The sequence below is a fragment of the Salmonella sp. SJTUF15591 genome (assembly GCF_043356435.1).
In the GTDB taxonomy this organism is placed as follows: domain Bacteria; phylum Pseudomonadota; class Gammaproteobacteria; order Enterobacterales; family Enterobacteriaceae; genus Salmonella; species Salmonella enterica.
This window is the reverse complement of record NZ_JBEUJO010000003.1, coordinates 70,469-89,919: the sequence shown is the minus strand read 5'-3', so window position 1 is coordinate 89,919 and position 19,451 is coordinate 70,469. Positions and strand designations below refer to the sequence as shown.

Below are 19,451 nucleotides of genomic sequence, written 5' to 3'. Positions count from 1 at the left end.
CCTGTACCTAATCATATTCACGCTGCGTCCATTCCCCTTTTTCAAGAGCAATATCGGCCTGCAGACTGGTTTTGTAGTATTCGACTGATTCACGGGACACGGGTCCCATTTCGTTCGCGGTTCCGATATAAAAACCGCGCTGACTGGACAGAACCTGGATCTGTAATTGATATCCAGCTTCTGAAGCCAGTAAACCGAATGGATTTCCCATGCGAGAGCTCCGTTACGTTATCGAGAGAGGTAAATCTCCCGAAAGAGATTTACCGGATGTAAGAAAAAAGAATTAAAACGAGTTCGGATCGTAGTCTTTAGGAGCCGCAGAACCTTGTTCCGGGGTTTGAGATGCATTTGGCGCTGTGTAAACGACTTCCTGGCCTTTCTTAATGAACTCGACCTTAATCAGGCGAGCCTTCAGAGAAGGTCTGGATTCACCGGAATGTTCACCCGACTGAAGGGTAAACACGTCAGCTTTCAGGCCGCTCAGCACAAACCCCAGCAATACTTTCTCCTCTTCATCCACGGCCTTCTGGCAGCGGTTGATGAGTTTTGTAGCCTCTGGGCCCGCAACAGTGACATCGAAACGAGTGTATGACGCATTGTCGGTAGGTCCAGTCAGGGCATTAATGACAGCGCAGGTAAATTCACCGTTTTGGCCCTGTACACGACGAATCGAGCTCAGGTAGCCGATACCGCTTACGTTAAGATTGAAATACTCTTTTTTCTGGCTGGCAGAGGAAGAGGTGGTGGAAGAAGATGCAGTTGTAGTAGCAGTCATGATGTTATCTCCGGAGTGAAAACTAAACTGGTAGCGGAGAAACATCTATCCCTTGCGGGATAACGTTTCCCGCAGGGAAGTCAGCAAATTTTTGCCGACTGGGCTGTATTTGTGAAATGGACCTCAACTCGCCAGGAGTACCTGTTCTCAGAGGTTAAACAGGTTTACCACCCGAAGGCGCCACTCTCAGGTTTTATGTGGCATTGGCATGTGATTACCCGAAGGCGCCCTTCTCAAATCACCAGGGCATTGGCAGTTGTCGATGACAACGATTAGCCTCTTTATCATTTATTCAGACGCAGCAGATGTCAACGCCAGTGTGCGTAAAAAATCATCAATGCCAAAAAATAAAAAAAGCGGCACCTTTCGGCACCGCCTGTGAGGTCTGCACCATTAGACCTGATGTTGACCTGCTTACGCAGTTGCTCCGGGGGTGTGTTCAGGACCCGGCACGGTTTCACGGAGTTTTGTGCCTTTTTGACTCACGTTCAGGTGTGGACGCGGCCAACAAGACTGTATCCAGCAAGCACTGCATTTGATGCTCACAGGACCCGCAGTCACGGGGTGCGGCTTCAGAGCCGTCGCAACAATAGCAAAGGCATCCTGTCCCCGCAATGAATGACAAGGAATTAATTATTCTTTGGTTTTACAGCCTTAGAGCTACGCGCGCTTTTACGTTTCTGGGTGTCGTTGTTTATGATCCCTTTGCAATCAGGATAACGAATACACCCCCAAAACTCTCCTTTCTGTCCTTTTTTTAGGCGAGTTTTCCCCCCACATAAAGGGCACGATGGTGTGGGTGGTATTCTAATGCTTACCCGCTGCTGCCCCCCCAAGCTGACAAGGTTACGGGTCCATCCGACCTGTCGCTGCAAAAAATCATTCAGGGTAAGGCGTCCTTCTGCTACTTCATCCAGAGCCTGTTCCCAAAGTGCAGTCATTCCCGGGTCGGTTAACTGCGAGGGCAGAGCATCAATGACATCAGCACCAAGATCAGTCGCGCGAAGCTGCTTACCTTTGCGCACAATAAATCTGCGGTTCAGCAGTTGCTCAACGATACCTGCACGGGTGGCTTCCGTGCCTAGTCCGGCGTTGTCCTTCAGTACCTTACGAAGAGCAATATCGGTAACAAACGCTGACGCGTTCATCATAGCGCCGATGAGTGTTGCGAAAGTATAGTGAGCCGGCGGACGAGTCATTTGCTGCACGACCTCTGCACCGATTACTCCGCAACGGTCACCCTTCCTGAGAGGAGGAAGTTCAATACTGAGATCATCATCCCCTGCACTATCCTCTTCCTCCTTACTGAAAAGGACCTTCCAGCCCATTACAATCTCCGTCCTTCCTGTTGTGCGGAACAGTTGCCCGCCAATGTCAAACTGCAGACGAGTAATATCAGATTCGTGCAGGGGAAGAAATTGTGCCAGATAATTTCGGCGGATAAGGGTGTATACCCTTCGCTCTGCCTCACTTAACGCAGAAAACTTAAACGCGTTTCGGGTAGGGATAATGCCATGGTGAGCTGTGATTTTTTTGTCGTTCCATATCCGTGAAACAAACGAAGTGTTTAAACCTGAAAGAATAGAACTACACTCTGGATCAGACAGGCCAATAGCGGAAAGAACCGAGGGGATTTCCTCACGCATAGACTCAGGAAGGTATCCACAATCAGTTCGTGGATAAGTGGTTGCCTTGTGTTTCTCATAGAGGCTCTGCGCAGTATCAAGCACCTGCTGGGGGGACATATCCCAGAGCAGGCCACAGGCCTGTTGTAAAGTGCCGAGCGAAAAAGCCAGCGGCGCAGACGCTTTTTCACGCTTCGTCTCACATTCTGTTACTGTCGCTGCGCCAGCCTGCCGGCAAAGATGCGCTACCTGCTGCGCAATGTTTTGGTGTACACAGCGTTTTTCTTCGTCGGTATAAACCTTAGCTGGTACCCATTGCGCCGGAAAAGTTTTTCCTCCCGCACTCAGAAGCGCCTTAACCTGCCAGAAAGGTTTAGGGATGAATGTCGCTATCTCCCGATCACGTCGGACAACCAGTGCCAGGGTGGGAGTCTGCACCCGCCCGACAGAAATCACACCGTCGAATCCTGACTGTACCGCAAGCAATGTATACAAACGGGACAGATTCATTCCAATGAGCCAGTCGGCACGAGCGCGACCAAGTCCCGCATGATACATTCCAAGAGTTTCGGCACCCGGGCGCAGATCCTGGAGAGCTGCACGGATGCTCATTTCATCAAGGGCAGAAAGCCAAAGCCGCTGTACAGGACCGTCCCAGCGGCAGTATTCCAGCAATTCACGGGCAATTACTTCTCCTTCCCGGTCCGCATCAGTGGAGATAACCACATCATCGACCTGGCGCAGCAGCCGCTCAATAACCTTGAACTGAGACTGCGTCTCCTTTTTTACCACTACCTGCCATGGGGAAGGCAGGATCGGCAGAGCAGAGAGCGACCATGGTTTGCCATACTGTTGACCGTATGCTTCAGGCGGTGCGGTCTCCAGCAAATGCCCTACTGCCCAGGTAACAGTGACGCCAGGGCCAGTTAGAAAACCGTCGCCACGTCGGGTGGCACCCAAAACATTCGCAAGATCTCGCCCCTGTGAGGGCTTTTCGCAGATAAACAACCGCATGGTGGTTCCCCGGTCAGGCAGCCCGATATCGCATACGAAGCAGGTTAACGCTCGATTCATTAACCGGCGGTGAGAAAGCTGAACGTTTTTCACCAAGAAGAACAGACAAATCTGGCTCTCCCGCCACCTCGCAGGCTTGTTTCCATGTTTCGTTGTTTTCCACAGCATCAAACCGGGTAGCATCGATACGGCGATAAGATAAAACAGAGCCATAGACCTGACGAATTAATCTGCCGCCTTCGCTAAGATGATGATCACGGCGAGAACGTGTAATTAATCCATAATGCGATGCCTGTAGTGCCTTTTTCGCAAACTGATCGAAACCTACTAACAGAAATACACACCTGTAACCCAGAGGGGTTCGTGTAAATACCTGGATATCGAGTGGCTCAACAGATGCAACTTCTGTCAATGTAATACCTGGCGGCAGCATGGACATTTCAGCATCAAGTTGCTGTATCAAAGCAGTCATAGAATCTGATGCAACCTTGATCTTTTCTTCCAGGTTAAACATAGCAACATCAGCCCATGGATTATTTCGCAGGGAATCCTGGTTAATCAGAGTCGCACGGTGGAAAAACTGAGGCATACCGATAATTCCATGCCTTGCAGGCTTTTCACCGTCCTGTTTTTCAGGCTGACGCCCTTGCCATAGCCCGATTGCGTAATTCGTATGCAGTGCGATCGTCATTTCAGACTGCAGCGCACCAGTTCTTTTCTCATTTTTTTCTGCCATCGTTGTCACCTGTGCTCAGTTAAGATGAGCAGGCATAGTCCTGAAACACCGGTATCTCCAACAACGCGAAACTCATAATTCCAAGAACGAAATTGTAAGTTGGTTAAAATTTGTACTTGCTGCGCCCCGCAGCAAGCTCGTTTTTTAACCAGCAACAATACTTTCCCGCAAGACCCCAACCACAACACCTCGAAACCTGATTCTTTTTTGTACTTGTTGCGCCCCGCAACAAGGTCATTATTTAACCAGTAGTAAAACCATCCCGCGAAACATTAACCACTACACATCAGAATTGATTATTTTTTGTACTTGTTGCGCCCCGCAACAAGCTCACTTTTTAATCAGCTGTGAAACCATCCCGCGAAACATTAACCACTACACATCAGAGTTGATTATTTTTTATACTTGTTGCGCCCCGCAACAAGCTCACTTTTTAATCAGAAAAGATATTTGATGCCATAATCATTTCTGGACCTGTTGCCGAATAGCCGCAATCATCGCCCTTACCTGCCCCTGAGACGGGCGTTTCGCAGGTTGAACAGGGATGTTGGCTGTGGGTACAGTACGTGATTCAACCGGGCGGGAAATTGTTCCACCAGAACTGGCAGTCGCCGTATCCTCTGAAATTTTCAGCTCACCACTTCGCGCCTTGCGAAGCATAGAGAACATCCAGCCCACCGGATTGTTGAGCCTTCCAAGGGCCTGTTGCTCACGCAGCATATCAGCAAGGGCCTTTGCCATTGTCTCCGGAAGCGAAGCCATCTGCGTACTCAGCATCTGCTTGTCTTCACTGTTCAGAGCGTTCAGAAAATCATCTGGCAGGAATTGCTCACCACACGGTACGTACGTTTTTTTATTCACACTGTGTGTGAAAGAACGTACGTTACAGTCCGAATTTCGGACTCCGGTGTAAGTCCTTGATTTTTTACTGAGTCCATTTTCCGGACTCTGTGAATTATCAGGTTTAAGGGAACTGAGTCCGTTTTCCGGACTCAGTGAATTCGGGCTGTTTTTTATGCGTTTTTTACTGAGTCCTGATTTCGGACTCGGTTGCACAGCCTGTCGCTGACGAGCCATTTGTTCTGGTGTGGCAGGTGCACTTAGCCGGCTCTCAATAATGGCCAGGCGGCTGTGACGGTGGCGCATTCCCGGATCATGAAGGATATCATTGACTACAGCCAGCGCCGTCATACGGACGGCTTTATTCCTGCTCAGGCAACTCTCTTCAACAAGGGTCAGCCAGCCTGGATCAAAAGTCTCAGCATCACGGTAGCCCAGCGGCTCATCATGCTGTGCATAGATATTGCCCCGCACACGACCATGGTCGTCGCGAACACGCTTACACAGGCTGAGCCAGCCTGTAAGACGCAGCATCAGCAGAACGCGGCTGACCGTATCTCTGGAGGCCTTCTCTGAATGTGCCGACGCCAGCTGAACCTGGAGCTCATCATAAGTCGGGAAAACAGCACCTTCATTCTGCTGTGCATACAACCGGATCATCACCCAGGCGGTTTTATCCAGTGGCGAAAGGCGGGTATCCAGAAACAGCTGCCGGGGAAACGCATCATGTACATTTCCCATAAAAAGAAGCCCGCTGCGCTCCTGACCGACATCACCAGTGTCTGTACGCCGTTCGAGACTACGCTGCATCCTGGACAGTGTATGAGCAACTATGCTGTCTGCCGGAATGGTCATTTTCTGCTCTCCTCTTCAACCTGAGACAGCACAATGCCGGGACGAACCCGGCATTGTACGGTCAGCAGCGGCATTCCGTTACCGCCGTATTTCACGGTTATAGGTCTCATGATCCATCAGCCACCAGTGTTTACCTCCATCCTTACTGAGGATGCGCCAGAACGGCCCAACATCTATCTTGAGATAGCCGTTCATCGTCAACCGACGGAACACCTTCTCACCGCAGCATACTGCGCTGAACAGCCGTTGCGCCCTGCGACGAACCGAGGGGGAAACGTGCTGACGTGAAGAAAAGTCGGTCATCTGCATCATGCTTCCTTGCGCTGTTGTGATTCACTCTTGCGGGTTGGCGTTGTCTCCCTGCACCACTGGCAGACCCTGCTCCAGACTGCGGTCAGTGACAGGCCATGCTGCTCAGCGGCAAGCATCATCGCTTCCAGAGCCTGATGAGAGTCCGGGGATGATAGCCCGGCAGCCTTCCACTCGATCCATAGTGCCGAATCCTGTGGCTCCGTCAGAGACTGTGTGCGGCCCTGGCGAGACTCTATCCCCATCAGACGACGCCGTGCACTAACCTCTGATGGAGACAGGCCGAAGTATTTATCAATCAGTTCCATTGAACCGCCAAGCTCAAGCGCCCGGTCTATCATCAGCATTCGTTTCTGCTCATTACGTGCCTGGTTGAGCATCAGCCAAAAATTTTCGTGATTCAGGCTAACATCAAGCACAGAAACGTGTGACTGGCTCAAATAGTGCAGCTCATCAAGGCTTAGCTGACTCAGTGCGCGTATCTCCTCGAGAGACATTCCCAGCGACTCACAGCGGCGGATATTGCCGTTTTTGACATCCATCAGCAGTGAAGAAAGGATGGCCGTGGTGGCCTGTGAAAGATTGTGCTGGCTCATAGGCCCCCTCCTGATATCATCTGATCGGCAACAAGCAGAACATCAAAAAGCCAGCCCGACAGGCAGGCACTCCATAAAAAAATGTCACTCATGTGTACAGCCTCCCGCCGTAATCTGCTGTTGAGCCTGCGCACCAGTCAGGCCTTGATGAACTTCGGTATCCCGCCCTGCGAGCCAGCCCGCTACGCGTGCTGCTCTGTCGCCACGGCATTTACCAGCTGCCCTGACGCTTACAGTCCCCAGGGTGTCGCCGGTGTGACGCTGGGCAAGCCAGCGCTGAAGCATGGAATTCTCACATTCTGAAGGCGCAAATGACTGCAGTACCTGCCAGACGCCAGATACCCACCCTTCACGAAACTGATCGGCTCGGCGACGGAGCGTGTTCTTAAGAATACGGCGCTTCCGGTATCCGGCAATCTGACCGTCAGTGTCTGCACGAAGTTGCCGCTGTAAAACGGTATAGATATAGAGCGCAACTTCGGCTCTCCCGCTGAAACCATAAAAGTGCAGAGATCGGCGGACGCTTTTTACACCACTGCAACTTGTGTGGACATGCCAGCCAAACCAGCAGCGGCAGCCCGTAGCCATGCAAACCACCGTTGCAAGAGAACTTAGCCAGGCTGGCACTTTTTCAGCATTACTGGTCAGGTTCTGGCAAACGGACTCCTGGATATCATGAAGAGAAAGCATGTCAGGGGTCAGGCCATGACGCTGCATCAGCCGTTGAGCCAGCGCCACTGCACGGGCCGCCTCGTGTGGATTACTGTTCCGGGTACCCAGCGCCATCAGTCGCCGGATACGTGCAATCACTTTTGTGTTTTCAGACATGGTGTAGCCCCCTGCTGCCGGCAGCACGGTGAACATCCTGCTTCTCCTTCACATCCTGACAAGCAGCACACAACTCCACGCCCGGTACTGCCAGCTGGCGGGCTGCGGGAATGTCCGCGCCGCAGCATTCGCAAATCTCTTTTGACGGGCGTAATGAGTGCACTTTTGCCCTGATAGCATCGATACCGCGTTGGGTGAAAATAGCGGTACTGGCCTGAGCCATTTCATCATTCAGGTCTTCAGACATTTTCCCCTCCCTTCGCAGCCAGACGCTGCAGCTCACGCAGACGACGTATTACACGAATAAGACGCATTGTTTTTACAACAGTGACATCATCGAAAACGGCAGTATCTGCAGGTTCCTGAGAGCCAAAAAAATTTAGGCAGAACATGAACATATTGAACTGTTTGTTAGGCAGTGAACCTGATAGCCCGGCGAGGAAAAGAGTAAACTCGCTGGCGTTCTCTGAAATGGAGAAACCAGCTGAATGATGGTCTTTATCCTCCCGAACACAGTCCGCGCAGCCCATCGCTTCAGCAATTTCGAAAGTAAGCCGATAAGTCATATCCTGCAGGTGCTCGATGTCGTCCTGTAATGCAGGGATGTGCCAGATATCATTGACCGGCTCCAGCCCGGTTGCCGCGAAGGCCACTGAGCTAACTGAAGAGATGGAGGACTCATCCTGTTCGCCAAAAGCAGAAATGAGGGCGCTGGAATTAACATCTGACTTAAATTGCCATTCTCCGGCGCTATCAGGATTCTCTGTCTGACCGGTAACCACAGGATTTCCGCCAAACAGGTCATTCTGTACTTCACGACGCGTCTCACTTCCAACAGACATACCGCCGGGAAGTGCAGTATTGTCCTGAAGTTCTGGTACAGCTTCCGGACGCCCTGGCGTGGTCAGCGTACCGCTACGCAGACCAGTAACAGGGGGCTGGGATGATTTATCTGCAGGCAGGGTCGTAACTGGTGGTGTTGTGCGCTCCCGCCCACCTGACTGTTCAGACGCAGGTGTAGGTGCTGGCAGTGGAGGTGGCTCGCCAAACTGTTCCCGGCGTTTTTGCTCACGAGGATCAAGTTCAATTAACCAGCGGTCATAATTCAGGCTTGGATGGGGAAGAGCCTTAACCAGTTGACCGATAAACTCATCCCTGAAAATATCAAGGGCATAGCTTTCAGGTTCATCAAAACACCGGCAAACTGCACCAAACACATCATCAAGAGAACATTCTGGGTTTACGTCACCGCTGAAAGATTTCCAGACCTTCATAGCAGAAGAACGAAGGCTCAGGAGTGGTGTTGCCTGACCACGACTCATACCACTTTCAAGCAACTGGGGCATATGTGGATACAGGTAATTAAGCGTATCTTCCATTCGGCTTACGCTGGAGTAATCAATAGGATAACCTTCCTTACCCAACAGATCCGAAAGCTCTCGCAAAGTCACACTTCGACCCAGTTGCTCTTCATAAATTACGCGCGCTTTATGAACACCAAATGCCTTTTCTATATAGGTAAGATCTCCCCTGACCTCATTCTCAGCCAGATGACCAACCAGACATTTTAGACGTCCAGGCCAGGGTTTAAAGATTGTATGAACGCGATAAAAACGTTCATCACCAGTCTCCTGCCAGAGTTCGCAGAGGATCTGATACCGGGTATTTCCTCCGTCACTAAAGATATAAACATCATCACCATCCGGATCGCGGGTTACTTTTGGAATCGAATCCAATCCTCGAGCACGGACGGAAGCTTTGATTTCCTCAAAACGAGGGTTGCGCCCTTTGCGCGGGTTATCCGGATTGGGGCGAAGCTGGTCAAGGGTAAGAACCATTGCCATTTCGTTTACTGGCTGTGTTACAGGGGGAGTATTATTATCAGCAGCCTGAGCTGGTGATTTTCCTCGCTGCAACATGGCGTCGCCAAGGTTGAGACCACGGGCATTGCTCATGCAAACCTCCCGGTCTGACCAGGGTTAGCAGAGAAACGCGTATATCGGCCTTCGTATTGCAGTCGGATGGTACCAATTGGTCCCTGACGCTGTTTGCTGACAATAATTTCAGCAACCCCCTTGTCTTCAGTGTTTTCGTGATAGACCTCATCACGATAGATAAAGACAATTACGTCAGCATCCTGTTCCAGTGCACCGGAATCACGAAGATCGCCATTGTTAGGCCGTTTATCAGCACGACTCTCTAGTTGACGATTCAACTGCGAAAGGGCAACAACCGGACAACCCATTTCTTTCGCCAGCGCTTTGAGTGACCGCGAGATTTCAGCAATTTCCTGTGTGCGGTTCTCCTGATCCGGACAACGCATCAGTTGCAGGTAATCAAGACCGATGACTGAAGGGTGACCATAACGGCGGGCGTTACGACGGGCGCGAATTCTGAGCATGGCGGGGGTCAATGAGCCTGTGTCATCTATGATGAGGCGGTCTTTAAGGTCACCCATCAATAGTGAAGACGCGTTTGAAACACGCGCCCAGTCCTCATCATCCATCTGGCCATTTTTTAAATGTGTTAAATCTACACTGCCAAGTGAAGCGACCATACGCATGAGGATCTGCTCGGTGGGCTGCTCAAGGCTGTAAAACTGCGCATGTGTATCGGCTTTTTTCAGAAGTGAATTCAAAATCAGGCTGATCAGAAAGGCAGTTTTCCCCATTGAAGGCCTTGCTGCTATAAGTATCAGATCAGCTGCCTGCAGCCCGCTGGTCATGGCATCAAAATCTTCAAATCCCGTAGGCGTACCAGTAATACCATCAGGCACATTGCAACGACGTTCCAGCTCTGTAAGGAGTTTTTCCATGCCGTCAAGCAGCGTCACGGCCTGCTGTGGTTCTGAACGTTCTGCCAGCCGGGTAATTTTTTGCTCTGCGGTTTCCATCACCGCCCCGATATCAGCACCGGATGCCTTAACAGTTTCGGTTATCTCAGCACCAATGGCGACCAACTGTCGCCCCTGGCTGTATCTGGCAACAATGTCACAGTAAGCGACGATATTGGCCGCACTTGGAGTATTTTTTGAAAGTTCTGCCAGATAGGCGAATCCGCCAAGTTGCTCAAGCGCATCCTTACCACGGTTTTCAATGCTCTCAGCAAGTGTGATCAGGTCAATCGGACGCCCTGCTGCAACCAGACGCGCCATTTCATGAAAGATGACCTGGTGAACCTTGAAATAAAAATCATCGGTATCGAGACGGAGCGCCACTTCATCCCAGCAGTCGTTATCCAGCATCAGGCCACCAATGACGCTCTGCTCAGCATCCTGAGAAAACAGCCCCGAAACATTTCTGCGGTTGTTAGAGGTCATTCCTCGCCCCCCGCATTAGCTAACGCATCAAAATTCGTTTTCCACTCTGGGAAAAGTTCACAAGCCAATTGATACATTGACGTAAACGCTGAGTCGCTTTTACGTCGGGTATTTTTTTCAAGACGATGTACCGGTACGCCCTTAACATGCCCAAGAACATAGACAGTCAGGTCATAGATACATGTCTCCAGCAGGTCGATATGAATTTTGTCTGCATGGGCGCTGTAGCGTTTATCTTCAACGATCGCTTTGACTTCAGCGAGGGTCTCAACAGACAGATTGTCGTATTCCATACAGTTGATAAGCAATTTTGTGACCGGAAGCTGAATGCCAAACGCACAATAAGGCAGCAATTCTTCCATCAGCGCGACTGTACCGCGCATGAACTCCCTGACATCAGGAAGAATTGGTTTGGCAATACCCACCATGGTTCCGGTGGAAGCAAGGATGATTAACTCAGACATCACTGACCGCGAGCCTTGTGAATCGACAATAATCACGCCATATGAATTAAAAAGGGGATGTGAAAGAGCATTTCGGAGACGAACTCGCCCATCAGGCGCATTCAGCATTGCAGTAGGGAGAAAATTACGAGGATCGTTGGAAACGATAATGTCCAGATTATTGATTGACGTACGGGAGATCAGATTATCGGGATCGGATAGATCAACTGTCTGCATCAACAGTTCGTACAAACCACCAGGGGCTTCGTATTCAAGCGGGAATATACTGCTGGCCGTTGGCTGAGCATGATCGCCATCAATCAGAAGTGTTTTGATGCCTGCATCGGCCAGAAATCCTGCAAGATTAGCTGACTGAGTAGACTTACCCTCGCCGCCCTTAGTGGAAACAACAGGTATAATACGAGGCTTAACGCCCAACGTTGGATAATCGATTGATTGTAAATGCATTTTAGCACCTGAAAATTAATCAGGATGCGATTCAACAAATACCGATCATTCTTCTATGGAATTTAACATTTTGTCACAGGGATTGAAAATCCCCGTGTCCTTGGTTCGATTCCGAGTCCGGGCACCACTTATTCAGAAAACCCAGCCTATGGCTGGGTTTTTGCTTTTCTGGGAATGGAAATCCGTAGCCCCCATCTCTGGCCTGACTAGCTATAACGAGAAGGCCAGATTTTCTCTGGCGCAACGCCCAGCGCTTCGTCGATCAGCTTTTCCCCTTTGGGCCAGGGTCAAAAGCTTACTTAGCTACAGGGAGATTATTACCAGTAATAACGCCTATCACTTCATCTGACGGTTCGCTAACCCCGACAAGTGAATCCAATATCTCCGCCATGAACTTTTTCATCACTGAAAACAATAATCCCTTCGCCAATTTTGGCATTTTTTCTTTGTCGGCTTCTTTATTCTTAAATACTGTTTCCGACTCTTGTTCATAATCATAAATTAATACTCAGCACATCATAACTGGTGGTAACTGTCGGGGTAACAGGGCACATATTTTAAAATACTTATTCATACTTTGTTATTACGTAAACATTTTAACCTAATGCGTGTCAGTCAGGCACGCAGATAAAAAATAACCGGGGACAAAAGTTAAACAAAATGCTGTTAGCCGGAAGTACCAGTATTGTTCTGTTGTCCGTTGCAGTCAGTCCGGTATGGACAGACGATAATGCCAGTACAGCGTCCTGCTTTTTTACCTGTATGTTGAATAACCATTGCAATAAATCATTATAGGATTACATCTGTTTATTATTTCCTGATCCGGAGTGAGTCTTTATGAAAAGTCGTTATTTACTATTTTTTCTACCACTGATCGTAGCTAAATATACATCAGCAGAAACAGTGCAACCCTTTCATTCTCCTGAAGAATCAGTGAACAGTCAGTTCTACTTACCACCACCGCCAGGTAATGATGATCCGGCTTTCCGCTATGATAAGGAGGCTTATTTTAAGGGCTATGCGATAAAAGGTTCCCCACGATGGAAACAAGCTGCTGAGGATGCAGATGTAAGCGTGGAAAATATAGCCAGAATATTCTCGCCAGTAGTGGGTGCTAAAATTAATCCCAAAGATACGCCAGAAACCTGGAATATGTTACAGAATCTTCTGAAAATGGGCGGCTACTACGCTACTGCTTCGGCAAAAAAATATTATATGCGTACTCGTCCCTTTGTCTTATTTAATCATTCTACCTGCCGTCCTGAAGATGAGGATACTTTGAGAAAAGATGGCTCTTACCCTTCCGGGCATACTGCTTATGGTACACTTCTGGCATTAGTATTATCCCAGGCCAGACCGGAACGCGCGCAGGAGCTCGCCAGACGAGGATGGGAGTTCGGGCAAAGCAGAGTGATATGCGGTGCTCACTGGCAAAGCGATGTTGATGCTGGCCGTTATGTGGGAGCAGTAGAGTTTGCAAGGCTGCAAACAATCCCGGCTTTTCAGAAGTCACTGGCAAAAGTCCGTGAGGAGCTGAACGACAAAAATAATTTATTGAGTAAAGAAGATCACCCCAAACTTAATTACTGAAGGTGAAAGTCTTCCCGCAAACTGGCCACAGCAAATGAAAGGAAGTGCAACTGCGTAGGGACGACCGGGCGTGAGACTGTAATTAAAATTGTGTAATTGCCTGTTTTTGATATGTTCACTCCAACAACAGAGACAGGCAATTATGGACGAAAAGAAACTTAAAGCCCTTGCGGCTGAAGTGGCTGAAGGCCTTAAAACCGAAGCCGATCTCCATGCTTTTTCCCGCATGTTGACGAAGCTTACCGTCGAAACAGTGCTCAATGCGGAGCTGGCTGACCACCCCGGGTATGAGAAAAATGCGCCCAAAACAGGCTCAAACACCCGCAATGACTACTCGTCAAAAACGGTGTTATGCAATAACAGCGAGATCGAACTGAACACGCCGCGTGACCGTGAAAATACCTTCGAACCACAGCTGATTAAGAAGCACCAGACGCGCATTACGCAGATGGACAGCCAGATTTTATCCCTCTGCGCCAAAGGCATGACTACCCGCGAAATCGTTGCCACCTTCAAAGAAATGTACGACTCCGATGTGTCGCCAACGCTGACATCTAAAGTCACCGACGCCGTAAAAGAGCAGGTCACTGAGTGGCAAAACCGACAAATGGATACGCTGTATCCCTTTGTTTATATGGACTGTATGTTGTCAAAGTTCATCAGAATGGCAGTGTGATAAACAAAGCAGTTTTCCCTGCGCTGAGGATCAATACCGAAGGTCAGAAAGGGTTGCCGGCATGTGGCTGTCCGGAAATGAAGGCACAAAGTTCTGGCTAAGCGTGCTGACGGAGCTGAAAAAGCGGGGCCTTCAGGACATCCTGATTGCCTGTGTGGACGGTCTGAAGGGCTTCCCGGATGCGATAAACAGCGTCTTCCCGAAATATCCGCAAATCAGCAAAAGCTGGCGTGCGCACTGGGAAAACCTCAATACGCTCTTCAGTTATCCGCCGGATATCCGCAAGACCATCTACCATCTACCATCTACCATCTACCATCTACCATCTACACTACAAACGCAGTCGAATCCCTGAACAGCGTGATCCGTGCCGCGATTAAGAAACGCAAAGTGTTCCCGACGGATGACTCGGTACGAAAAGTTATTTATCTGGCAATCAAGGATGCATCAAAAAAATGGAGTATGCCGATCCAGAACTGGCGACTGGCGATGGGCCGCTTTATTATCGAATTCGGTGACCGCCTGAGCAATCACCTTTAATATATTGGCAGTTATATAGAATTACTGACAGGCTCAAAAAAGAGACCAGATTTCAGTCTCTTTTTTATCACTCATAATAATAGTCAGTTATTTTCTTTTATTTAGCTCTTCCATAAAATTTACCCAATTTTTATATTGATAATCAAGATTGTGAATCTCGTCTGAGATGGTTGATTGCTGCTGTATGAGACCACGTTTCTTTGCTATCAACTCTTGTAAACCATCATCGAGCACCTTCATTTTCGCTTTTATCTTCTCATTAATTTCATTATATTTTACGGAGTATTCTTCTTTATGTTTTTCTAATACAGCACGTTTCTCCGCCCTTATGTCATCAAAATCACTCAACCTGTAATTCTTTAATTTTTCCCGGCGAGCCTTCATTGCTGGGTCGAAAACTTCAGCATTGTACTTTTTCTCAAAATAATAAGGAGCATTTTCTTTATTAAAGAGTTCCAGCTCTTTATTCAAATCACGCTGAACAAAATAACGGCTTTGTGTTTTTCCATCTTCCCCTTTCCCCCAATACTCATCGATTTCTTTATTAATAACTAATATATTAGTTTTAACTTTTGCGATATCATTATTTAATTCGTTTAGTTTTGATTTCTTCCTGGCATATTCATCTTTAATTGCATTTAGTTTATCATCAAAACCTACTCCATCCATGATGATATATTTACCGTCAGTTTCAACATTAGGAATTGGATTGCCTTTTGGTGTTTCTGACATTTGTAATGAAGAAAATATTGTTTTCCATCCAGTATCTTTATTACCAAGACTGTTCAAAGTTGCTGAGAATTTAATATCTTTGCCTTTATCCCACGATTTTTGAACAACAATATAATCAGTTAACGAGGCAACTGGCGTATACAGATCGTAGCCAGTAGAAAGTAAGCCATCAGCAGCATATGTTCTCTTATTTCCATCAACCGATGTTTCCTTGATATCAATTGAATCAAGGATAAGACGCCCATGAAATTGATTACTAAATTGTTCTTTCAAGACTTTCTCTGTAGGGGTGTTATCGTCACCGCATCCGCTAATTAATAGCGAAACCAATAAACCACACAAAAATTTTCCATTCATAACATTCATCCCAGAAATTAATAATATGCAATAAAATCATTTCAGCATCACACAACGAGTTAGCAAATTCAATATTTAATGATGCGTTATTTTCATTATAATACTGTGTCTTTATTTTTAAACCACCAGGACTCGCTATCTTAATGAAAGACAATACCTCTAATAAATCAGATAGTTGGAAAGTAATTTTTTAATGGGCTGGCTGAAGCCATTAAAATGATTTTTTCAATCATCCTTACTGTAGCCGGAGGTAAAGCTGTTACTTCAACTGACGATGAAGAACAACAGGCAGACTACAGAAATGGACTGATCCTACCCGCGTAATATGGACACAACCCTAAGCAAGGTTCTGGTTTTCAAATTGTTCCGGACTGAGACTACCACAGGCACTGTGACGACGCCATTGATTGTAATCACACTCGATATCATTAAACACTGCTGTCCGCATTATTTCCCAGCTGGCAAAGTCCTCTCCGTGGATACATTCCACCTTCAGCGTGTGAAAGAAGCTTTCTGCACAGGCATTGTCATAACAACAGCCTCTGGCGCTCATACTCCCCCGCAGATTATGTCGTTTCAGTAAGCTCTGCTAATCCGTTGAATAGTACTGACCACCTCTGTCTGTATGCACGCTGACTTTTCCCAGTCGTTTACGCCGCCATTGCACCATCTGTAACGCATCGCAGGCTGACCGCCACGGTTTTTATGTTATACATCCGTCAGGCGTAGCGCACCATAGCGTTGTTTTGCGTCACTGAATGCTTCCCGGACGACGTTATTACAGACAAGGCGGAACCGCTGACGCCGGTTTATCTGATGAAGACGCTGATGCCAGACGTACCAGCCGCTACGGGCAATCTGAAATACACGGCACATGGCTTTGATACTGAATTCAGCCTGATGTTTTTCGATGAAGACATACTTCATTTCAGGCGCTTCGCGAAGTATGCCGCGGCCTTCTGGAGAATGGCCAGTTCCTCATCCCCTTCTGCCAGTGGACGTTTTAGATGGGCGATCTCTGCGGGCATCGCCTGTTCGCGGTCAGAAGAAGAGAGCTGATTTTGCTGTTTGCTTCGTCAGTTATAGAGTTGTGATTCATACAGGTTAAGCTCGCGGACGGTAGCGGCCACCCCAATGCGTTCAGCCAGTTTCAGGGCTTCCTGACGAAATTCAGGCGTGTGCTGCTTGCGTGGCTTTTTGGTGGTTGATGCTGGTTTTTTCATATGAGTCACCTCTTGCTTGAGAGTTTACTCACTTAGTCACGTGACCACTATTGCTGGGTAAGATCAAAGATCCTCAATAACGTGTTATACAGTTTTTCATAAAGCCAACCATACGATTGAATGCTTCCCCTCCCCTAAAACTTCCGGATATCGCTACACCGTCTATCCGCCGCCGTATATATTTACCGCGTTGTATGCCTTTCCTGATCGAGAACGTTAATATTTACCTCCAGGATAAACCTTATCACAAATTAACATCAGATCTTATACCTCATGCTAACTACCTCCATGAAATTAAAGAGCTATTCTCTAAAAGATTAAAGGCAATTATTACTTAATTCAAATTTTAAAGAGATAATTTGATAATAACATGAGCCAATTCTTGTAAATTTCCATCTTTTTTTTATACGCGACATAGTTTTTTAACGATACTATAATATGTAGAAATGCAATATAAAATAGCATTTTCCATAGAAAATGAAAAGATCGCCACCTGATACCTTAAGTTCGCAAATAATTATATAGCTATATATTAGTTTTCTTTTGAAATATTTTTTCAGAATAATTTTTGATTTACACGCACATTTAATAAAAGGAAATTATCATGCTAAAAGTATTTAATCCCTCACCTGTCCAGGTGGGGAGCATTGAATGTTTACAATCAGCGCAAAACTGGCAGAGGAAATCCTTATCACTCCAGGGATTAAATTTACTGCAGTCCGTACTCATCAAGCTCACCACGGGTAAAATTTCAATTACGACATCGTCCGGGGAGTATATTACGGCATCAGGGCCAATGTTAATATTTTTAGCTAAAGATCAAACTATTCATATCACTATGGAAGAGACTCATGAACAGTTAAATTATAATTTAATTGAATTAGATTCAGCGTCAATAAAAAATGCTTATAATTTTTTTCTGTATGAACATGCAGACTTTTCGGCCCCATTAACAAAACCGATGACAAAACATCTGTTAGCGCCAATAGAAACAGGCGTAGCAAGAGTATTCAACCTCTTACACTCTTCAAATAAAAGCCAAAAACTATCCCAAGATAAAAAGGAATATTTAATAAGATTTCTACTTTCAGAGTTCATCTATGAACCCGAAGCATTTGCTCTCTTCAGAGAACTATCGCAAAATACATTAGCCGAAAACATTTATAATATTATTATAAGCGACATAAGTCGAAAATGGGCACTCAAGGATATTTCTGACTCACTCTATATGAGTTGTTCCACATTAAAAAGGAAATTGAAACAAGAGAACACCTCATTCAGCGAAGTTTACCTTAATGCGCGAATGAATAAAGCGACAAAACTTCTACGCAATAGTGAATATAATATTACCCGAGTGGCTTATATGTGTGGTTATGATAGTGCTTCTTATTTTACATGCGTTTTTAAAAAACACTTCAAAACTACACCATCAGAATTTTTAGCGTTTTTATCTTCCTCTCGTCACCAATATGTTAATTGAGATATCTGACAATGCAGTATAAGAACAAAGCAAAACATATTAATATAAAAGATGGAATTCTGTTGCTCGCTAAAAAATTCGATCTAACATTGAGTGAGAAAAAAGTTATTTATTACGTGGCAGCAGGATTATCTGTTAAAAGTTGCTCAAATTTATTAGATCGAAATATAAAAACGATTTCAACACAAAAGAGATCAGCCTATAAAAAAATGGATATTACTACTGATGTTGAATTAATCCATTTGATGCTGAATGAGTTTTACATATCAGTCGATATTACGTAATTTTTTCTAAAATGTTGCCAGAGTGGTAGGCAAGGCAATTCTGGATATCATCTTCAGAGATCGGTGTGATATCTACGTTGTTTAATTTAACTGTTCCCGTATAGCAATGACTGGAATTTGATAGTGCTTTGATTAAAGAAGATTTACCTGAACCTGATGTACCGATAATACCCATAAATTCTCCGGGAACAGCAGTGAATGAAAGCTGATCAATCAGTGTTCGTCGCAAACGCTATGGGTAATTCTTCGCTGTCTATCGGCTGGCTGACGATCAACTCTACACCGCCAGTGTTGATAACGATACCGGTAACTGGCATGTTTCTGTTCCGCAATCCGCTATTCTGTCGGGGGCAAATCAGTACATCATAACGGCCACCGATCCCGCCGGGAATAGCGCCACAGCCAATGGAACATTTACAGGTACATCGCCGACGGAAACCCCGGTTAACAAGAGTTCCGGCGTAGATGAAATGATTTCACTTAGCGAGGTGACATGGCATTCGGTAAGTGTTGATGAAGAATATTATGCCTGATAACTAAACATCACCCTGCGAGGCCTCTTCGGAGGCCTGCTGAAAAAAACAGAATAACATTTATTGTCTGTTAATTATTACAGAGAGAGTTAATTTATAAAAAAAAAGCGGCAGACTATGCTGCCGCAAATATGAGGAGGACAATTACCGTTACGCTACACCACAAAGTAATCCGTTACTGAGGTAAGTAAAACATAAATATCCCCAACAATGAATCAACGAATCAAA

Annotated in this window: 18 protein-coding genes and 5 pseudogenes; 7 read left to right on the top strand and 16 right to left on the bottom strand. The window is 46.8% G+C overall.

Annotated features, from left to right (window positions below):
• Positions 1-7 precede the first annotated feature (7 nt).
• The 13 genes and pseudogenes from ABVM99_RS07855 to ABVM99_RS07795 all read right to left on the bottom strand — a co-directional run.
• Entirely contained in the window at positions 8-211 is a 204-nt protein-coding gene (locus tag ABVM99_RS07855; RefSeq protein ID WP_032676552.1) for a hypothetical protein, read from the bottom strand.
• A gap of 72 nt (positions 212-283) precedes the next feature.
• Entirely contained in the window at positions 284-775 is a 492-nt protein-coding gene (locus tag ABVM99_RS07850; RefSeq protein ID WP_032676551.1) for an STY4534 family ICE replication protein, read from the bottom strand.
• 629 nt (positions 776-1,404) lie between these two features.
• On the bottom strand, positions 1,405-3,414 hold the full coding sequence (locus ABVM99_RS07845) for a DNA topoisomerase III (RefSeq protein WP_058799653.1): 2,010 nt from the start codon (positions 3,412-3,414) through the stop codon (positions 1,405-1,407).
• 13 nt (positions 3,415-3,427) lie between these two features.
• Positions 3,428-4,150 (bottom strand): PFL_4669 family integrating conjugative element protein, encoded by a 723-nt coding sequence (locus ABVM99_RS07840; protein WP_000818555.1) that lies wholly within the window; start codon positions 4,148-4,150, stop codon positions 3,428-3,430.
• Between the two features lie 462 nt (positions 4,151-4,612).
• Positions 4,613-5,845, bottom strand: coding sequence for an STY4528 family pathogenicity island replication protein (locus tag ABVM99_RS07835; RefSeq protein WP_058799655.1), 1,233 nt, complete (start codon positions 5,843-5,845; stop codon positions 4,613-4,615).
• A gap of 78 nt (positions 5,846-5,923) precedes the next feature.
• Positions 5,924-6,154, bottom strand: a complete 231-nt coding sequence (locus ABVM99_RS07830; RefSeq protein ID WP_058799658.1) for a hypothetical protein — start codon at positions 6,152-6,154, stop codon at positions 5,924-5,926.
• The gene (locus tag ABVM99_RS07825) at positions 6,154-6,750 is read right to left on the bottom strand and encodes a DUF2857 domain-containing protein (protein WP_038161978.1); all 597 of its coding nucleotides are present in this window, start codon (positions 6,748-6,750) and stop codon (positions 6,154-6,156) included. The genes ABVM99_RS07830 and ABVM99_RS07825 overlap by 1 nt, the downstream gene beginning before the upstream one ends.
• A gap of 84 nt (positions 6,751-6,834) precedes the next feature.
• Entirely contained in the window at positions 6,835-7,578 is a 744-nt protein-coding gene (locus tag ABVM99_RS07820; RefSeq protein ID WP_058799660.1) for a DUF2786 domain-containing protein, read from the bottom strand.
• Positions 7,571-7,825 carry a TraR/DksA C4-type zinc finger protein gene (locus ABVM99_RS07815; RefSeq protein ID WP_058799662.1) on the bottom strand — a complete coding sequence of 85 codons (255 nt, stop codon included), beginning with the start codon at positions 7,823-7,825 and terminating at the stop codon, positions 7,571-7,573. Before ABVM99_RS07815 ends, ABVM99_RS07820 begins: the two co-directional genes overlap by 8 nt.
• Positions 7,818-9,533, bottom strand: a complete 1,716-nt coding sequence (locus ABVM99_RS07810; RefSeq protein WP_058799663.1) for a ParB family protein — start codon at positions 9,531-9,533, stop codon at positions 7,818-7,820. Before ABVM99_RS07810 ends, ABVM99_RS07815 begins: the two co-directional genes overlap by 8 nt.
• Entirely contained in the window at positions 9,530-10,897 is a 1,368-nt protein-coding gene (gene dnaB-PI, locus ABVM99_RS07805; RefSeq protein ID WP_058799665.1) for an SPI-7-type island replicative DNA helicase, read from the bottom strand. Before dnaB-PI ends, ABVM99_RS07810 begins: the two co-directional genes overlap by 4 nt.
• The gene (locus ABVM99_RS07800; RefSeq protein ID WP_058799666.1) at positions 10,894-11,808 is read right to left on the bottom strand and encodes a ParA family protein; all 915 of its coding nucleotides are present in this window, start codon (positions 11,806-11,808) and stop codon (positions 10,894-10,896) included. The genes dnaB-PI and ABVM99_RS07800 overlap by 4 nt, the downstream gene beginning before the upstream one ends.
• 206 nt (positions 11,809-12,014) lie before the next feature.
• Positions 12,015-12,092 (bottom strand): annotated as a pseudogene (locus tag ABVM99_RS07795) (helix-turn-helix domain-containing protein); the annotation flags it as partial.
• A 553-nt stretch (positions 12,093-12,645) separates the two neighbouring features.
• Between ABVM99_RS07795 and ABVM99_RS07790 the strand changes: the two are divergent.
• Both ABVM99_RS07790 and ABVM99_RS07785 read left to right on the top strand, forming a co-directional pair.
• On the top strand, positions 12,646-13,398 hold the full coding sequence (locus ABVM99_RS07790; RefSeq protein WP_000842411.1) for a non-specific acid phosphatase: 753 nt from the start codon (positions 12,646-12,648) through the stop codon (positions 13,396-13,398).
• 142 nt (positions 13,399-13,540) lie between these two features.
• A pseudogene (locus ABVM99_RS07785) lies at positions 13,541-14,614 on the top strand (IS256 family transposase).
• A gap of 87 nt (positions 14,615-14,701) precedes the next feature.
• Here ABVM99_RS07785 and ABVM99_RS07780 read toward each other — a convergent pair.
• Both ABVM99_RS07780 and ABVM99_RS07775 read right to left on the bottom strand, forming a co-directional pair.
• Entirely contained in the window at positions 14,702-15,703 is a 1,002-nt protein-coding gene (locus ABVM99_RS07780; RefSeq protein WP_023195840.1) for a DUF1202 family protein, read from the bottom strand.
• A 337-nt stretch (positions 15,704-16,040) separates the two neighbouring features.
• A pseudogene (locus ABVM99_RS07775) lies at positions 16,041-16,926 on the bottom strand (IS3 family transposase).
• A gap of 116 nt (positions 16,927-17,042) precedes the next feature.
• Between ABVM99_RS07775 and ABVM99_RS07770 the strand changes: the two are divergent.
• The 3 genes from ABVM99_RS07770 (at position 17,043) to rtsB (ending at position 18,690) form a co-directional block, all read left to right on the top strand.
• The gene (locus ABVM99_RS07770) at positions 17,043-17,264 is read left to right on the top strand and encodes a hypothetical protein (RefSeq protein ID WP_031623187.1); all 222 of its coding nucleotides are present in this window, start codon (positions 17,043-17,045) and stop codon (positions 17,262-17,264) included.
• Between the two features lie 266 nt (positions 17,265-17,530).
• Entirely contained in the window at positions 17,531-18,406 is an 876-nt protein-coding gene (locus tag ABVM99_RS07765) for an AraC family transcriptional regulator (RefSeq protein ID WP_023195838.1), read from the top strand.
• On the top strand, positions 18,403-18,690 hold the full coding sequence (gene rtsB / locus ABVM99_RS07760) for a transcriptional regulator RtsB (RefSeq protein WP_001541332.1): 288 nt from the start codon (positions 18,403-18,405) through the stop codon (positions 18,688-18,690). Before ABVM99_RS07765 ends, rtsB begins: the two co-directional genes overlap by 4 nt.
• Here rtsB and ABVM99_RS07755 read toward each other — a convergent pair.
• Positions 18,683-18,865: an ATP-binding cassette domain-containing protein gene (locus tag ABVM99_RS07755; protein WP_001727659.1), complete on the bottom strand. Its 183-nt coding sequence runs from the start codon at positions 18,863-18,865 to the stop codon at positions 18,683-18,685. The genes rtsB and ABVM99_RS07755 overlap by 8 nt on opposite strands.
• A gap of 23 nt (positions 18,866-18,888) precedes the next feature.
• Between ABVM99_RS07755 and ABVM99_RS07750 the strand changes: the two are divergent.
• A pseudogene (locus ABVM99_RS07750) lies at positions 18,889-18,981 on the top strand (hypothetical protein); the annotation flags it as partial.
• 107 nt (positions 18,982-19,088) lie between these two features.
• Positions 19,089-19,223 (top strand): annotated as a pseudogene (locus ABVM99_RS07745) (hypothetical protein); the annotation flags it as partial.
• Positions 19,224-19,451 lie beyond the last annotated feature (228 nt).

What these genes read in the sequence shown, in the direction of transcription:
- ABVM99_RS07830 (WP_058799658.1), bottom strand. Translation starts at nt 6,154, where the DNA reads ATGCAGATGACCGACTTTTCTTCACGTCAGCACGTTTCCCCCTCGGTT.
- ABVM99_RS07825 (WP_038161978.1), bottom strand. Translation starts at nt 6,750, where the DNA reads ATGAGCCAGCACAATCTTTCACAGGCCACCACGGCCATCCTTTCTTCA.
- ABVM99_RS07810 (WP_058799663.1), bottom strand. Translation starts at nt 9,533, where the DNA reads ATGAGCAATGCCCGTGGTCTCAACCTTGGCGACGCCATGTTGCAGCGA.
- ABVM99_RS07840 (WP_000818555.1), bottom strand. Translation starts at nt 4,150, where the DNA reads ATGGCAGAAAAAAATGAGAAAAGAACTGGTGCGCTGCAGTCTGAAATG.
- ABVM99_RS07765 (WP_023195838.1), top strand. Translation starts at nt 17,531, where the DNA reads ATGCTAAAAGTATTTAATCCCTCACCTGTCCAGGTGGGGAGCATTGAA.
- ABVM99_RS07820 (WP_058799660.1), bottom strand. Translation starts at nt 7,578, where the DNA reads ATGTCTGAAAACACAAAAGTGATTGCACGTATCCGGCGACTGATGGCG.
- ABVM99_RS07850 (WP_032676551.1), bottom strand. Translation starts at nt 775, where the DNA reads ATGACTGCTACTACAACTGCATCTTCTTCCACCACCTCTTCCTCTGCC.
- ABVM99_RS07790 (WP_000842411.1), top strand. Translation starts at nt 12,646, where the DNA reads ATGAAAAGTCGTTATTTACTATTTTTTCTACCACTGATCGTAGCTAAA.
- ABVM99_RS07835 (WP_058799655.1), bottom strand. Translation starts at nt 5,845, where the DNA reads ATGACCATTCCGGCAGACAGCATAGTTGCTCATACACTGTCCAGGATG.
- ABVM99_RS07800 (WP_058799666.1), bottom strand. Translation starts at nt 11,808, where the DNA reads ATGCATTTACAATCAATCGATTATCCAACGTTGGGCGTTAAGCCTCGT.
- dnaB-PI (WP_058799665.1), bottom strand. Translation starts at nt 10,897, where the DNA reads ATGACCTCTAACAACCGCAGAAATGTTTCGGGGCTGTTTTCTCAGGAT.
- ABVM99_RS07845 (WP_058799653.1), bottom strand. Translation starts at nt 3,414, where the DNA reads ATGCGGTTGTTTATCTGCGAAAAGCCCTCACAGGGGCGAGATCTTGCG.
- ABVM99_RS07815 (WP_058799662.1), bottom strand. Translation starts at nt 7,825, where the DNA reads ATGTCTGAAGACCTGAATGATGAAATGGCTCAGGCCAGTACCGCTATT.
- ABVM99_RS07780 (WP_023195840.1), bottom strand. Translation starts at nt 15,703, where the DNA reads ATGAATGGAAAATTTTTGTGTGGTTTATTGGTTTCGCTATTAATTAGC.
- ABVM99_RS07755 (WP_001727659.1), bottom strand. Translation starts at nt 18,865, where the DNA reads ATGGGTATTATCGGTACATCAGGTTCAGGTAAATCTTCTTTAATCAAA.
- ABVM99_RS07855 (WP_032676552.1), bottom strand. Translation starts at nt 211, where the DNA reads ATGGGAAATCCATTCGGTTTACTGGCTTCAGAAGCTGGATATCAATTA.